At 40.9% G+C, this 15,417-nt stretch carries 18 protein-coding genes; 15 read left to right on the forward strand and 3 right to left on the reverse strand.

Translation table 11 applies throughout. From position 1 onward, the window contains the following. Nucleotides 1–308 precede the first annotated feature (308 nt). From nrdD to PGQ33_RS02655, 3 genes are read left to right on the forward strand one after another with little or no spacing between them, the layout of a single operon-like run. Nucleotides 309–2,441, forward strand: a complete 2,133-nt coding sequence (nrdD, locus tag PGQ33_RS02645; protein WP_117823054.1) for an anaerobic ribonucleoside-triphosphate reductase — start codon at nt 309–311, stop codon at nt 2,439–2,441. Continuing rightward, complete coding sequence (nrdG, locus tag PGQ33_RS02650; RefSeq protein ID WP_008374816.1) at nt 2,442–2,939, forward strand: anaerobic ribonucleoside-triphosphate reductase activating protein; 498 nt, start codon at nt 2,442–2,444, stop codon at nt 2,937–2,939. Next, nucleotides 2,923–3,438: a deoxyuridine 5'-triphosphate nucleotidohydrolase gene (locus PGQ33_RS02655; protein ID WP_008374818.1), complete on the forward strand. Its 516-nt coding sequence runs from the start codon at nt 2,923–2,925 to the stop codon at nt 3,436–3,438. Before nrdG ends, PGQ33_RS02655 begins: the two co-directional genes overlap by 17 nt. A 327-nt stretch (nt 3,439–3,765) precedes the next feature. On the opposite strand, the gene PGQ33_RS02660 is transcribed toward PGQ33_RS02655, so the two are convergent. After that, nucleotides 3,766–5,124 (reverse strand): spore germination protein, encoded by a 1,359-nt coding sequence (locus tag PGQ33_RS02660; RefSeq protein WP_117835228.1) that lies wholly within the window; start codon nt 5,122–5,124, stop codon nt 3,766–3,768. Between the two features lie 256 nt (nt 5,125–5,380). Here PGQ33_RS02660 and PGQ33_RS02665 point away from each other — a divergent pair, with 256 nt between their 5' ends. Together PGQ33_RS02665 and PGQ33_RS02670 are read left to right on the forward strand one after the other, a co-directional pair. After that, nucleotides 5,381–6,247 (forward strand): DegV family protein, encoded by an 867-nt coding sequence (locus PGQ33_RS02665; protein ID WP_270205211.1) that lies wholly within the window; start codon nt 5,381–5,383, stop codon nt 6,245–6,247. A 25-nt stretch (nt 6,248–6,272) separates the two neighbouring features. Next, the gene (locus tag PGQ33_RS02670) at nt 6,273–6,425 is read left to right on the forward strand and encodes a hypothetical protein (RefSeq protein ID WP_243188030.1); all 153 of its coding nucleotides are present in this window, start codon (nt 6,273–6,275) and stop codon (nt 6,423–6,425) included. A gap of 74 nt (nt 6,426–6,499) precedes the next feature. Here PGQ33_RS02670 and PGQ33_RS02675 read toward each other — a convergent pair whose 3' ends face one another. Further along, nucleotides 6,500–8,668: a TaqI-like C-terminal specificity domain-containing protein gene (locus PGQ33_RS02675; RefSeq protein WP_330663217.1), complete on the reverse strand. Its 2,169-nt coding sequence runs from the start codon at nt 8,666–8,668 to the stop codon at nt 6,500–6,502. Between the two features lie 296 nt (nt 8,669–8,964). Between PGQ33_RS02675 and PGQ33_RS02685 the strand changes: the two genes are divergently transcribed. Continuing rightward, on the forward strand, nt 8,965–9,303 hold the full coding sequence (locus PGQ33_RS02685) for a winged helix-turn-helix transcriptional regulator (protein ID WP_008374833.1): 339 nt from the start codon (nt 8,965–8,967) through the stop codon (nt 9,301–9,303). A gap of 38 nt (nt 9,304–9,341) precedes the next feature. After that, complete coding sequence (locus PGQ33_RS02690; protein ID WP_270205212.1) at nt 9,342–9,755, forward strand: EamA family transporter; 414 nt, start codon at nt 9,342–9,344, stop codon at nt 9,753–9,755. Between the two features lie 83 nt (nt 9,756–9,838). Here PGQ33_RS02690 and PGQ33_RS16940 read toward each other — a convergent pair whose 3' ends face one another. Continuing rightward, on the reverse strand, nt 9,839–10,057 hold the full coding sequence (locus PGQ33_RS16940) for an aldo/keto reductase (RefSeq protein WP_334303944.1): 219 nt from the start codon (nt 10,055–10,057) through the stop codon (nt 9,839–9,841). Between the two features lie 129 nt (nt 10,058–10,186). Here PGQ33_RS16940 and PGQ33_RS02700 point away from each other — a divergent pair, with 129 nt between their 5' ends. The 8 genes from PGQ33_RS02700 to PGQ33_RS02735 all read left to right on the forward strand — a co-directional run bounded on the left by PGQ33_RS02700 (nt 10,187) and on the right by PGQ33_RS02735 (nt 15,410). Continuing rightward, complete coding sequence (locus tag PGQ33_RS02700; RefSeq protein ID WP_330663218.1) at nt 10,187–10,471, forward strand: hypothetical protein; 285 nt, start codon at nt 10,187–10,189, stop codon at nt 10,469–10,471. 279 nt (nt 10,472–10,750) lie between these two features. Then, nucleotides 10,751–11,227, forward strand: a complete 477-nt coding sequence (locus PGQ33_RS02705; RefSeq protein WP_117823068.1) for an AAA family ATPase — start codon at nt 10,751–10,753, stop codon at nt 11,225–11,227. Between the two features lie 117 nt (nt 11,228–11,344). Next, entirely contained in the window at nt 11,345–11,533 is a 189-nt protein-coding gene (locus PGQ33_RS02710; protein WP_147326313.1) for a hypothetical protein, read from the forward strand. Then, nucleotides 11,527–11,961, forward strand: coding sequence for an NUDIX hydrolase (locus PGQ33_RS02715; protein WP_270205213.1), 435 nt, complete (start codon nt 11,527–11,529; stop codon nt 11,959–11,961). The genes PGQ33_RS02710 and PGQ33_RS02715 overlap by 7 nt, the downstream gene beginning before the upstream one ends. 308 nt (nt 11,962–12,269) lie before the next feature. Beyond that, entirely contained in the window at nt 12,270–12,422 is a 153-nt protein-coding gene (locus PGQ33_RS02720) for a hypothetical protein (RefSeq protein WP_173824579.1), read from the forward strand. A gap of 161 nt (nt 12,423–12,583) precedes the next feature. After that, nucleotides 12,584–13,381: a carbon-nitrogen hydrolase family protein gene (locus tag PGQ33_RS02725; protein ID WP_270205214.1), complete on the forward strand. Its 798-nt coding sequence runs from the start codon at nt 12,584–12,586 to the stop codon at nt 13,379–13,381. Between the two features lie 114 nt (nt 13,382–13,495). Then, nucleotides 13,496–14,854, forward strand: coding sequence for an RNA-binding domain-containing protein (locus tag PGQ33_RS02730; protein WP_270205215.1), 1,359 nt, complete (start codon nt 13,496–13,498; stop codon nt 14,852–14,854). A gap of 247 nt (nt 14,855–15,101) precedes the next feature. Further along, nucleotides 15,102–15,410: a metal-sensing transcriptional repressor gene (locus PGQ33_RS02735; protein ID WP_117833980.1), complete on the forward strand. Its 309-nt coding sequence runs from the start codon at nt 15,102–15,104 to the stop codon at nt 15,408–15,410. Nucleotides 15,411–15,417 lie beyond the last annotated feature (7 nt).

Genomic DNA, 15,417 nt, shown 5'->3' on the forward strand with positions numbered 1-15,417 from the left:
AGAAAAGGAAACAGTTTCGGCTTATCTCTTTTTGTATCTCCAAAGGTTTTGGAAAAATTATTCGAGGATTTTCAAAATGAAAGGCTATTGTCTGAATACAGAAGGAGAAGCCTGTCCGATATAAAATGTCAATGGATTTTCAGGAATATGCCTGTAGAAGATTTGGTTGTCTGGCTGTCGGAAAATTGGTTATTTTCACAGATTGACGCTCTCGCTGTGATAGTGCTAAAATAGAGGAAAACGGTCAAGATATAGTATACATTTTAAATAGAATACAATATATTGTAGTTATCAGAAAGGAGAACAAGATGAGCTTAAACAATGTGAAAGTTGTAAAAAAAGACGGGACAAAAGAAGAATTTAACGTGCAAAAAGTCGTTGTGGCAGTCAATAAGTCTGCATATCGTGCACTGATCAAATTTTCACAGAAAGATATTGATTTTATCTGTCATTTTGTAGAAGAAAAGGTAGAAGAACTCGGAGTGCATGAGATCCGGATTCCGGAGATGCACAATATTGTAGAGGGAGCGCTTGAGAAAGTGAATCCGATCGTGGCAAAAAGTTACCGGGACTATCGGAATTACAAGCAGGATTTTGTGCAGATGCTTGACGAGGTTTATAAGAAAAGCCAGTCGATCATGTATATCGGGGACAAAGAGAACAGTAATACAGACAGTGCACTGGTATCGACCAAGCGAAGCCTGATCTTCAATGAGCTGAACAAAGAATTATATAAGAAATTTTTCCTGACGGTGGAAGAATTACAGGCAATCCGGGAAGGATATATTTATATCCATGATATGTCAGCCCGAAGAGATACGATGAATTGTTGTCTCTTTGATGTGAAAAGCGTACTGACCGGTGGATTTGAGATGGGAAATCTCTGGTACAATGAGCCAAAGACACTGGATACGGCATTTGATGTGATCGGAGATATCGTACTGAGTGCGGCAAGCCAGCAGTACGGAGGATTTACCGTGCCGAGCGTAGATGAGATCCTGGAGCCTTATGCGAAGCGTTCCCATGAAAATCATCTGAACAAATACAGAAGCCTCGGACTTTCGGAAGAAGTAGCACAGGAGATTGCCTGGAAGGATCTGGAAAAAGAGATGGAGCAGGGATTCCAGGGATGGGAGTATAAGTTCAACTCCGTATCCTCAAGCCGTGGAGACTATCCATTTATTACCATGACCAGCGGAACCGATATCAGCGAATACGGAAAGCTTGTCACAAAGACGATGCTGGAAGTAAGAGCAGGAGGACAGGGAAAGCCGGGACATAAAAAACCGGTACTTTTCCCGAAAATCGTGTTCCTTTATGATGAAAATTTACATGGACCTGGAAAGCCGGGAGAAGATCTTTTTGAAGCCGGAATTGAGTGCTCCAGAAAGACTATGTATCCGGACTGGCTCAGCCTTACCGGAAAAGGCTATGTGCCGAGTATTTACAAGCGCTACGGAAAAGTCATCAGTCCGATGGGATGCCGTGCATTCTTATCTCCATGGTATGAAAGAGGCGGTATGAATCCGGTGGACGAAAAGGATGAGCCGGTATTTGTCGGAAGGTTCAACATCGGTGCGGTCAGTCTCCATCTTCCGATGATCCTTGCCAAATCCAGACAGGAGAACCGAGATTTCTTTGAAGTACTGGATTATTACCTGGAACTGATCCGGAAGCTTCATATCCGTACTTACGAATACCTCGGAGAGCTGCGTGCTTCTACGAATCCGCTTGCCTACTGTGAGGGTGGTTTCTATGGCGGACATCTGAAGATCCATGACAAGATTAAACCGGTGCTGAAATCGGCAACCGCTTCCTTTGGAATTACGGCGCTCAATGAATTCCAGCAGCTTTATAATAAAAAGTCCCTGGTAGAGGATGGAGCATTTGCCATCAAGACCATGGAATATATCAACATGAAGGTCAATGAATTTAAAAAAGAAGACGGCTATCTGTATGCGATTTACGGAACACCGGCTGAGAATCTGTGTGGTGTGCAGGTGCAGCAGTTCCGTAAAAAATATGGAATCGTGGAAAATGTATCGGACAGGGCGTATGTGAGCAACAGTTTTCACTGCCATGTAACCGAGGATATTACACCGATCGAAAAGCAGGATCTGGAAAACCGTTTCTGGGATCTGTGTAACGGTGGAAAGATCCAGTATGTAAAATACCCGATCAATTATAACAAAGAGGCTATCAAATCACTGGTACGCCGTGCAATGGATATGGGATTTTATGAGGGCGTTAATCTGTCACTTGCCTACTGTGATGACTGTGGTCATGAAGAGCTGTCTATGGATGTGTGTCCGGTATGTGGAAGCAAGAATCTGACGAAGATTGACCGTATGAATGGATATCTGTCTTATTCGAGAGTTAAGGGAGATACCAGACTCAATGATGCCAAGATGGCAGAAATTGCGGAAAGGAAAAGTATGTAAATGCGTTACCATAATATAACAAAAGATGATATGCTCAACGGGGATGGCCTGCGGGTTGTCCTCTGGGTTGCAGGATGTGACCATTGCTGTAAGGAATGCCACAATCCGGTGACCTGGGATCCGAATGGTGGGCTTTTCTTCGATGAAAAGGCGAAGGCAGAGATTTTTGAAGAACTGGAGAAGGATTATATCAGTGGGATCACATTCAGTGGAGGCGACCCGCTGCATTCGGCAAATGCCTATGAGGTCATGATGCTGGCAAAAGAGATTAAAGAAAAATTTCCGTCAAAGACGATCTGGCTTTACACCGGTTATGAATGGAAAGATATCAAGAATATGGATATTGTAAATTATTTGGACGTTCTGGTGGACGGAGAATTCGAGGTTGAGAAGAAAGAACTGGATCTGCACTGGAAAGGCAGCGCGAACCAGATGGTCATTAACGTACCGGAGACATTAGGAAAAGGAGAAATTGTATTACATGAAGAGAATTGCTAAATTTCACAAAGTAAGTCTGGAACAGTTTATGGAAGGATGGAAGGATACCTTTGGTGAGCAGTATACAGAGGATCAGATCAAGGCTTTATATGAAGAAATCAAACTGCCGAAGCGTGCAACGGCAGGAAGTGCAGGATATGATTTCTATGCACCGGATGATTTTGTGATCGAGCCGGGAAAGACGATCAAGATCCCGACAGGGATCCGTGTAGAAATGGAAGAAAACTGGGTACTCAAATGCTACCCGAGAAGCGGACTTGGATTCAAGTTCCGTCTGCAGCTGAATAATACGGTAGGAATTATTGACAGCGATTATTTCTATTCTGATAATGAAGGCCATATCTTTGCGAAACTGACGAATGATACCAATGAGAATAAAACGGTAGAGCTTGGAAAAGGGACAGGCTTTATGCAGGGGATTTTTGTTGAGTATGGAATTACTGTGGACGACGATGCGACGGCAGTCAGAAACGGGGGATTTGGAAGTACAACGAAGTAGGGTTGTAAAAAAAAGGCGTTAAAATATAGGTTGTGTTGGCGACCGGGATCAAAAAAATAGTGTTCAATTCCATTGTGCAAGGGCATTACGATGAACCTCTGAGAGCGAAAATTGTGTCAGCAAAGGCTTCCACAATTTTTGAGTTTCATCTCCATTGCAGAATAAGTGAATTGAACACTATTTTTTTGATCCCGGTTGCCGGATTTACTGTATTAGAGAGGCGTTTTTTACAAGGCTGGTGATAACCGGTTGAGGAGATTTAGGTAGTGGTGGAAAGGTGAAGGTTATGTAGGTGTAGCCTGCAATTTTGTTGCAGGCTACAGGGGATTAGTTTAATTTTACGTTCAGGTAACTACGGCCGGATAGGGTTTTGTTGAAGGTGATGCAGAGGATGACGATGAGGCAGCCTGTGAGGAATCCTGGGAGGTTGAAGATGGCGGTGAGGATAAGGAGCAGGAGACGCATGAATTTTAATGCGTAGCCTAGTTCAAAGTTTGGCTGGGTGTAGTTGGCGATGGAGACGAATGCCATGTAGAGCATGATCTCGCTGTTGAACCAGCCGGATTCGACGGAGAATTCCCCCATGACGATACCGGCGATGACGCTGAGAGGGGTGCTGAGCATACTCGGAGTGTTGAGGGCGGCGAGGCGGAGTCCGTCGATGGCAAGCTCCAGGATCAGGATCTGGAAGATCAGGGGGATGTTGACCGTATCTTCGATCAGAACGAAGCGGAAGATCTCCGGTATCCATGCCGGGTTCTGCATAAAGAGCAGAAAGAGTGGAACCATGAAGACAGTCAGCAGTGTGATCAGTACACGGGATATTTTCAGGTAGATTCCGGTGATTGGCGGAAAGTAGTAATCATTTGCCTCTTCGATCATATCAAAGATGGAGGTTGGCAGGATCAGTGCAGATGGGGAGGTATCAGTAAGGATGATCACTTTTCCTTCCATCAGGCAGGCGCAGGCTGTGTCTGGACGTTCGGTAAATTTATATTTTGGAAATGGATTGTACCATTTGCGCTGAAAGAGAGCTTCCGCAAGAGATTGCTGGCTCATTTTCAGATCCTGGGATTTGCTTTCTTCCAGTTTGTTCTGGATCGTGGTCAGAAGTTCGCGGTCTACACGGTCGGACATATAGCAGAGAGCTACGTCGGTGCGTGTGGAAGTGCCGGCTTCATACATTTCCATGATCAGATGCGGATCGCGGATCCGGCGGCGCATCAAGGCAGTATTGAATACGATTGTTTCCACAAAGCCATCACGGGAACCGCGCAGGGATTTGTCTTTATCGGGTTCCTCGATGCTGCGGGACGGGTAAGTACGGCAGTCGATGGCAATAGCGGCTTCATAGCCGTCAATAAAAAGACAGGTGACACCGGACAGAAGATTTTTGAAAATGCTGTCAAAGTCACCGAGAATATCAACTTCTACATAGGGGATGCAGCTTGTAGAAAAGGAAGTTGCATCCTCTGGCATATCATCGGCAGAAATATTGAGGAAGGAGTCCATAAGTTTCAGTATGATTTCATCTTTGGTGAAACCATCAATAAAATAAAAGGCACTATTTTGTCCGCCGATGATCAGAGTTCGTTCGATAATATCAAAGCTTTTTTTTACGGGAAGAGCCCGGTTCATATATTTTGTATTGTCGGTGAGGGAAGCACTGACAGTATGTTTTTCCATATTGAATCCTCCATTCAGAGATAATTTAAAGTTAAGAAAATCTGGAATCCCGGAAATATTTTACTGCCTGGATTCTGCATAGATTTAGCATTTCACAAAAAAAGGAAAATATACCGGATTATGACAAAAGTTATTAAGAAACTTAAGATTTTTTTAGCATGGGAAAAAGATTTTGCTATCTTGCGGAAAAGAGGGTATACTGTACATAATTATAAGTAATATATAAATCCCTAAAGGGATGAAGGAGGACACACTTATGAGTGAATATATGATCATGACAGACAGCACAGTGGATTTACCGAAGGAATACCTGACCGAGGAGCTTGAGGTTCCATATATTCCTCTTACTTATCTGATCGATGGACAGTCTTATGAGGATATGATTGGACTTACCGGGGAAGAATTTTTTGCAAAAGTCAGGGCAGGGTCGATGCCGACAACTTCTCAGATCAATCCGGAGCAGGCAAGAGAGGCATTGGAGCCATATCTGAAGGAAGGAAAAGATATTTTATATATTGCCTTTTCATCCGGACTTAGCGGAACGTACAACAGTGTGCGGATGGCAGCAGAAGAGCTGCAGGAAGAGTATCCGGAGCGGAAATTGATTGTGATTGATTCACTCTGCGCCTGCATGGGAGAGGGGCTTCTTGTGTACAAAGCTGTTCAGATGAAGCGTGCAGGAAAGAGTCTGGAAGAAGTGGCTGCCTGGGTGGAGGAGAACAAGCTTCATATCATGCATAACGTTACGATTGATGATTTATTCCATTTACATAGAGGCGGAAGAGTATCAAAGGCTTCTGCAATTGTTGGAACGATGATCCAGATCAAGCCGATCATCCACATGGACGATCATGGCGAACTGAAGGTTATTGGAAAAGAACGTGGCAGAAAGAAAGCATTGACACACATCGTGGATATGGCAGTGAAGCAGTCCGAAGGTTGGGATAATGATATTGTGATGATCACACACGGTGACTGCAAAGAAGATGCGGAATTTGTGGCAAGACAGGTGGAGAAGAAGATGGGAGTCCACAATATTCTGATTAACTGCATTGGAACGGTGATTGGGTCACATACAGGTCCGGGGGTTGTGGCTGTGTTCTGTATGGGGAATAAGAGATAAGACTTTGTGAAGACGAGGCATACAAATGAAAGAATTACGGAGACAATTGAAAGAGCTACTGCAACAGGCGGGAGCAGCTGTATTTGAAGGCCAGGTTTTTATGACAGAAGAGGAGCTAAGACCATTTTGGGTTGCTGAAAAAGATGTCCTTAATGTCGTTAAGAAGAAAGGAAGATAAGAAAAAACCAGAGCAGACCTGGCAATCCTATTGTTGAATAGGGGAAGCCAGGAATATCTTTGGTTTTATGTTTGTCAGAACAGAAATTTGTTTTCTCCATCTACTGCATGCTTAATGATATCCTGCTCTTTAGAGGTAAGATTAAATAATTTAAAAATCAATTGGTCAAGTTGCTCGTAGGCAATTTGTGCTTCCTCAGGAGGCAGTCTGTTAATTAGTGGTTCGACAGCTTGGATGATACTGTTTTGCATGCCGGCATTAACATCCGGAATCGGAATATTTTCAATATGAGAACGCAATACCTTCACGGAGTGAAACTCCATTTTGTAAATAAACTGTGCAATTCTGGAATTAAGGATGGCAAGAATATATTTTATATGCAGTCCTTCAAGCTTGGGGATGACCACGTTGCAGCTATTCAAAGAAAGTGTTTGTTTATCATCATAAGCAAAGACAAGCTGGCTGCTGATAAAACGATACAAAAGCTTTTCTGGCGCACGGTACATTTCTATAGGTGCTACCTGCTGAAAATTCTGTGGGTTAAACACGATATAGTTTGAGTTCGGATTAGTATGGTACTTAAAGATATCGGAGCCTTTTAAAATAATTTCGTTATCTTTGTTTTTCACGGAAGAAATATATTTTTTATTATTTCCGGTTACGATTCCTAAAGCAAAATCGGCGTTTCCGGCAAGGAATTTTGTTTTAGGAATATGCCGAATTTTTTCAAGCAGCTGATATTCAGCATCCGTTGTATGAAAGCTGAAATATTCGGCTGAAATTTTACGGTTTGTCAGAATGGTTGTACAGTGACTATAGTCGGATACTTCCATTCCGACTGTCGAAAGTGGCTTTCCGGTGTGAATGAGCTGCAATATAATGCAGGGACACTGAACCTTATCAAAGGCATTTCCCAAAAAATTAAGATATCGGATGGAATTACTTTCCATAATGGCAGTACGGACTGGTGTATGTGCCTTTACATTAAGTATTGCCTCTGGAAGAATAAAAGAGAGTTGTCCGTTTATGGACAAATTACGTAGTGCTTTTTCAATAAACAAATCATAAGACTCTATATTTTTCCCGGAAGCAGTCCGATAGTTTTTGCGAAGCTTTTCCTTTTCCGACTCGGAAAATTCATATCCCCATGGCGGATTGCCGATGATATACTGGTAAGAAGCTTTTAAATCAGATGCAAGATAATCGGCTTCGGTTATATGCTCGTACAGAGTTTTGACAGAAAGAATGTCATATTTCAAAACCATGTTCAACCGGGTGATTTTTACACTGATTGTATCGGTGTCATTGCCATAAATCTGGTCAAAACGAACATGTGCTGGAAGCTGCAATAAAAAATTTCCAGTTCCACAGCAGGGATCCAGAATTCTGGCATCTGATGCAATATCCAGCTTCTCAATCAGCTTTTTGACGATTTTGGTAGGCGTATAGTAGGAGCCGGTTGCCTTGCGGCTGCCGATATTTTTACAGGAAATGTAAATGAGACCAAGAATATCTTCAGCAGGTTCGTATACATAATCAAAATCAAAAAGCGGAGAATATTTTTCACAGAAAAGCAGAGCCTGCTTGGAATCTGCAATCAAAGCATAGATCAGTTCGTCGTATAGAGACAGGGTGATTTCTTTTCTTAAAAATCTGCTCAGCAACGCTTTTTCATGCTTGAAAGAAAGATCATATTTTTGGGCGAGCAAATGCAGGGCACAGTCAGCAATGAAATATTGAATCACATCCGATGAAAGAGCAATGGATTCATCGGTTACAATTCGGAGAATCTGCTGCAGTGGTTCAATATTCTGACAATTTTCAGAAACATAGGCGCTGTAAAGAGAATTTCCACAGACAAATTTCTTGTTACGTCTGCTTTTCAGTGATTGATTTTTGCCTGATTGCAGTTCGGCTTTCAACTTTTCGGTATATTGTTTTGTAAAATAAGGCTTTCTTTTATCCGTATATTCAGGAATAAGTTTGCCAAGCTTGATCCAGTTGCGCCCGGTTGCGGTCGAAATGGAAAGTATATCACATAATTCTTTTAAAGAGAGAGAATCGGAATCTTTCGGGGAATTCGTCATTCGCTCATCGGAAGGTTTGGTGGCCGAGGCAGGGATCAACCAGATGCCGCTGACCATTTTGCAACCCTTAATCCGGTTGGTTTCGCAGAGTTTTTGTATGCGGCGTTCAGATAAATGGAATTTCTTCGAAGTTTCTTTTACAGAAATATAATCCATAGTCGTGCAGACTCCTTTTTTCGTATAATAATGATGTGAGTGTCAAAAGGTCAAAAATCCTCTTGCAAGCAAGCTTGTATTGGCTTTCTGACCTTTTGACCCTGGTATCATATAATAAATATTATATACGGCAACGCGAATGAAAGCAATATTAATTTAAAGGGTTCAAATTTGAACTGGACGATTGTTTGACTCATGCTGATTATAGGAAGGTGAATTGAGCGTTACTATCAATTTATATAGTTGAAAAAGGAGCCTTTGCTTATGCAAAAACCCCCTTCTAAGGAGAAAGTGTTATGATAAAGAACTATATCGAAAATGCAAATTTTGAAGATACAGGCTTTGCCTATACATTGTCCCTGATTTCCGGCAAACATAAGATGGTTATTCTATACTGTCTGATGGAGTTTGAAACGGTACGGTTCAATGAATTAAAACGGTATCTGAAAACTATTTCCGACAAAACGCTCAGTACCAATCTCAAAGAGCTGGAGAAAGACCGCCTGATTATCAGGACGGAATATCCGCAGATCCCGCCGAAGGTGGAGTACAGCCTTTCAGAAAGAGGGAAGTCATTGATGACTGTACTGGATCAACTTTGCATTTGGGGAGAAGAGAACAGATTGGTGAAATGATCAGTTCTTATTTTTTTATGTGAAAAGAAGGTGTTATTATGTGGATGATATTTGCTGTTTTATCAGCGGTATTTGCTGCGTTAACCTCAATTCTTGCCAAGATAGGTATAGAAGGAGTGAATTCCAACCTGGCAACTGCAATCCGAACCATTGTTGTAGTAATCATGGCATGGGGCATGGTTTTTCTTACTCATGCGCAGAATGGACTGGCAGAAATCAGTAAGAAAAGCTGGATTTTTTTAATCTTATCTGGATTAGCAACAGGAGCTTCGTGGCTGTGCTATTATAAAGCTTTACAAATGGGGGATGCATCAAAGGTTGTACCAATAGATAAACTGAGTGTGGTAATCACACTTATATTGGCATTTGTGTTTTTACATGAACAGTTTACTGCAAAATCACTCATTGGCTGTGTTTTGATAGGAGCAGGTACATTGATAATGGTGTTATAAATTTTTAATTAAATCGGAAAGATTTGGTGAAATAAAAAGAGTATATAATTCGATGGTTGGAGGATATATGAAAACTGTAATTACTAATGGAAGTTTTCGCCACCATCCAGAGCTTCAATTTCTACCATTTCTTCTGCGGTCAGTGTGAAATCGAAGAGGTCAAAGTTCTGCTGCATACGATCTTTGTGAACAGATTTCGGAATGATAACCACATCATTTTGAAGGAGGAAATGAAGGGCTGTCTGTGCAGCAGTTTTTCCGTATTTTTCATCGATCTTTGTCAGAACCGGATTGGTGAATATATCGTTGCGTCCTTCCGCAAATGGTCCCCAGGCGAGGGTGACATTTTATGTCGAAGAATTGAGCTGAAAAGCCAGGATAAAGAGGTTATATATAATGAAATTAGTTAAGACTAATTAAAAGACGGCGTAATGTTAGAAAAAAGAAAGACGGTGTTTACTTATATCCGATATAATGTGGATCAGATTCAAAATATTTTTTATCCAATCAGATATGATCAGGATTGTATGATACTGGAACTGAAAGTAGATCATAAGCCGGAAGAGGTAATTGCGCAGATAAAAGAAAAAGAGTACGCTTTGCGGTTTCAGGGAAAAACAGCAGAAAGAAAGGAATATACAGGACACATTCTTGCTGTTGGAATCAGTTATAACAGCAAGACAAAGGAACATGAATGTAAGATTGAACAACTCTAAAAAAAGTGCAGTTTTATTACAGGATTCTAAAATTATTCATGCATCAGATTGCTATAATATTTCGTTTTGCTCGCTTATTTTATGGTATAGTGGCGGATATATGTACGGAATGAAGGAAATGGTTCATATGTCCAGAGTAGATATGTGGAGGAATGCCGCTGGGGGGTGTGATATACTGAGGTTGGCTTCTTTAACGGTGTATGATGACTATAAACTTCAAAAATAAAAAATGAATCAACGAGTCTAACATTTAATTAGGAAAAGGATTAGGAGATAAATATGAAAAAAGTTCTGATACTTGGGTGTCCCGGTGCGGGGAAAAGTACATTTGCAAGAAAACTCAGAGACAAAACAGGACTTCCATTGTATTATCTTGATATGATCTGGCATAAGCCGGACAGGACAACGATAACAAAGCAGGAATTCGATGCAAAATTATCTGAGATTATAAAGCAGGAAGAATGGATTATCGATGGTAATTATGGAAGAACACTTGAAATGCGTTTTGAAGAATGTGATACGGTATTCTTTTTAGATCTGCCAACAAATGTGTGTCTTGCGGGCGCGGAAGGGCGTATTGGAAGTGAAAGAGAAGATATGCCATGGCAGGAAGAAGAACTGTCAGCAGAATTCAGAGATTTTATTATCAATTTTTCAAGGGATGAAATACCGGAAATCAATGAGATGTTAAGAAAATATAAGAATAAAAATATTATTATATTCAAATCGCGGGAAGAGATAGATGCATGGAAATGAGTTCAGGATGCAGATCGACTTGATGCGCTTGGAGCAATCGGTATTGCGAGAGCATTTGCGTATGGAGGAAATCATAACCGGGAAATGTATAATCCTGATATTCTTCCAAGGATTGGGATGAATAAAGTACAATATCAAAATGGAACTACGACTTCGATCAATCATTTTTATGAAAAATTATTTTTACTGAAAGATTTAATGAATACGGATAGTGCCAGAAAAATTGCAGAAAGAAGAGAAAAATTCATGACGACATACATAGAAGAATTTATGCTTGAATGGAATTGTGAGGAAGAAATATGCTAGAGGTCAGATTTTATGACAAAATAGAAGATTCGCAATTAGATTTTGCTGTAATCATTGCCAGAACTGGCGAAAAATGGGTATTTTGCAAACACAAAGAAAGGGATACCTACGAAGTGCCTGGAGGACACAGAGAAGCAGGAGAGACTATTGAAGAAGCGGCAAAACGAGAATTAAAAGAAGAAACAGGAGCGGTGGACTTTAAGATCGAGCCAATTTGCGTATATTCCGTAAAAGGGAAAACGAGAGTCAACAAAGATGAAGAAAAAGAGACCTTTGGAATGCTTTATGTGGCAGATATTTTTTCATTTGAAGAGATACATAGTGAAATTGAGAAAATTGTCATATGCGATGAACTGATAAAAGACTGGACATATCCTTTAATTCAGCCGAAGCTGATTGAAGAAGCGGCAAGAAGAGGGCACGTTTGATAATGTAGCTGCATGCAGATGTGCGATCCCGTCTTACGATATAGGAAATCGGGATTCCTTTACAATGGAAGAATATTCCGTGGTAAATCTTTTTGCCTTGTAAATAATAAGAAATTGACGAAAATTACCGGGGGTATAATAAGCTTACGCTTTTATTTAAAGGTGAAGTGTAATGAACAGGGAGAAAAAGAGATGAAGAGAAAGAAAGTGCGAAGGAACAAAACGAGACAAACTATGAGTGGTATGTTGAAAATAATCCGCAGGAAGGAGATCTGGCAGGAGCCATTTATGAAGGAATCGCAGAATTCTTGAATGGACTGGATGATGCGGAGCGAGCAGAAGTTTTGTATGATGTTTATGCAGCAAATGTTTATCAGAATGGAAACGGAGAAGATGAACAGGGCAGAGTACTTCATAGGATGTTTGATCAGGTGATTATTGAGAATGTTTCTTTTAAATAAACAGTAAGAAGATAAAAGACAGGGAGTTGCCGCTTGTAACGACAAAAATCGTGAAGAGGTAACTCGCTGTTCGTTTTTTGCTTAACGGGAAAAATCTTACTTCAGCAGATAAGAAGAAATATCTGATTTTGGAGTAAAAGGAGGTAAGGAGGATATTTAACATGAGGCTTGCGATGATACAAATGTCAAATTCGGGAAGTGTAGAAAAGAATATGGAAAAAAGTCTGCATGCGATTGCAGAAGCAGCAGAAAAGGGAGCAGAGCTTGTGCTGTTCCCGGAAGTGCAGCTTACGGAATTTTTTCCGCAATATCTGGGAAGGGATGTAAGCAGTTATTCCGTATCTATAGAAGATGAGATTGTAAAAAAATTCTGTGATGCCTGCAAAAAGCATCAGATTATGGCAGTGCCAAACTTATATCTGCGGGAAGCAAATGGTACATACGATGCGAGTATTCTGATCGACCGCAGTGGAGAAGTCATAGGAATACAGAAAATGGTGCATGTTGCGCAGGTAGAGCAGTTTTATGAGCAGGATTATTATACCCCGTCAGATGATGGATTTCATGTCTTTAACACGGAATTCGGAAAGATCGGGATTGTGGTATGTTTTGACAGACATTACCCGGAAAGCATCCGGACGGAAAGCCTGCAGGAGGCAGATTTGATCTTGATCCCGACGGTGAATACCAAAGCAGAGCCTTCGGAAATGTTTGAATGGGAGGTACGTGTACAGGCATTTCAGAACAGTGTGGCGATCGCAATGTGTAACCGTGTTGGGGTGGAAGAGGAGATGGATTTTGCTGGGGAGTCTATGGCTGTCGATGCAAATGGAGAGATTCTTGCCCGGGCAGATGACACAGAGCAGATTGTGTATGTGGATATTAACTTGGAGAAATCCGGGAAAGTGCGGGAGAAAAGACCTTATACTCGGCTTAGGAGAAAAGAGTTTTATGTATAATGTGGCGGAATCGTGTCAAAATATGATTGCTTGCATTAAAAAATGACACGATTGACACAATTGACACGATTGTATATAATATAAATATATTATATGATTTGAGGAGGGCATAAAATGATTTTTCGGGAAAGTGAAACAGTAGAGCTTAAAGAAGTAGTAGTTGATGACATAAAAAAAGAAATTATTGCCTTTGCAAATTGTAATGGTGGCAAGTTATATATTGGTGTACAGGATGATGGTACGGTAGTTGGTCTTGATAATCCAGATGGCACTGCATTGCAGATCAGTAATATGGTCAGAGATGCGATCAAACCGGATATCACAATGTTTTTACATTATGAGACATTAGAAGAAGATGGAAAAAAGATTGTTGTTGTAGATATTCAACGTGGAACGGATCGCCCTTATTATATTGCAAAAAAAGGAATGCGACCAGAAGGAGTCTATGTCAGACAGGGATATTCAACTGTTCCTGCTACAGATGCGGCAATCCGCCAGATGATTAAAGAGACAGATGGAGATCGTTTTGAATCTATGCGTAGTCTGAATCAGGAACTGACTTTTGAAGTGGCAGAGAAAGAATTTCAGCTTCGTAAGGTTGAGTTTGGGATACAGCAGATGCGGACATTGAAACTGATTGATAAGGATGGACTTTACAGTAATCTTGCAATGCTTTTATCGGATCAGTGTGTACACACGATTAAAGTAGCTGTTTTTCAGGGAAAGGATCAGACGGTATTTAAAGACCGTAGAGAATTTTCAGGGGCATTGATGAAACAGATGAATGATGTCTACGATTATATTGATTTTCATAATCAGACACATGCAACAATTGAAAAGTTGCTGCGGATAGATGTCAGGGATTATCCTGAAATCGCTGTCAGAGAAGCATTGTTAAATTTGCTGGTTCACAGGGATTATGCGTTTAGTGCAAGTGCATTGATCAGTATTTATGAAGACCGGATGGAATTTATATCAATCGGAGGATTGATGCCTGGAATTGAGCTGGAGGATGTGATGGCAGGTATTTCTATATGCAGAAATCCGGATCTTGCAAATGTCTTTTACCGGTTGCATTTAATCGAAGCATATGGTACTGGAATCAGTAAGATTATAGGGGCTTACGCTGATATGGCAGAAAAACCTGTTATTGAGACGACGAGAAATACTTTTAAAATTGTATTACCGAATATCAATGTGCTATGTGAAAAAACAGATACGCCGGAGTCGGAAGTGAAGGATGAAAAGAATCCAGAAACGGATGAGGAGGATACACAGAAATTAAGCGATGAGGAAGAAAAAGTTCTGGAGTATGCCGAAAATTGTGAGGATTTTACAAAGAATGATGTTGTGAGTCTGCTTAAAGTAAGTGCATCAACTGCAGCAAGAGTGATAAGAGGACTTGTGGAAAAGAATTTCCTGAAACGGAATGGAAAAGCGAGAAGCACCTATTATACACTTCAAAAATATTAAAATAGAAACAATACGAGAGAATCTGTGGGTTGAAAAACTTGCAGGTTCTTTTTGTGTGTAAAAAAGTTTTTGCTAAATAAAAGATACGATGTGCCAAAGACACGTGCCCGGTACAAGAATGTGTCATTGTGCAGTCATCATTCAGTGCTGTATATAAAAATTTTAAATCGAGAAAATTCTTCTTGCAATATACCCTGATGGGGTATATAATGACCCTCGTAAAGAGGAAAGATAAGAGGTGAGACGCATGGAAGAAAAGAAAGAATGTTGTCACTGTCATAAGACGAAAGAGCGTTCTGAAAAGGAATACAAGGACATGATCAACCGCCTGAACCGGATTGAAGGGCAGGTCAGAGGTGTGAAGCGCATGGTAGAAGAAGATGCGTACTGTCCGGATATTCTGATTCAGGTATCGGCGATCAATGCGGCACTCAACAGTTTTAATAAAGTCCTTCTGGCGAATCATATCCGTACCTGTGTGGCAGAGGATATCCGCGAGGGAAAAGATGAGACGATCGATGAGCTGGTTGTAACGCTTCAGAAACTGATGAAATAACAGGATT

The sequence above is a fragment of the Coprococcus sp. AM100_B19A genome (genome assembly GCF_027662015.1).
Lineage (GTDB): Bacteria > Bacillota > Clostridia > Lachnospirales > Lachnospiraceae > Allocoprococcus > Allocoprococcus comes.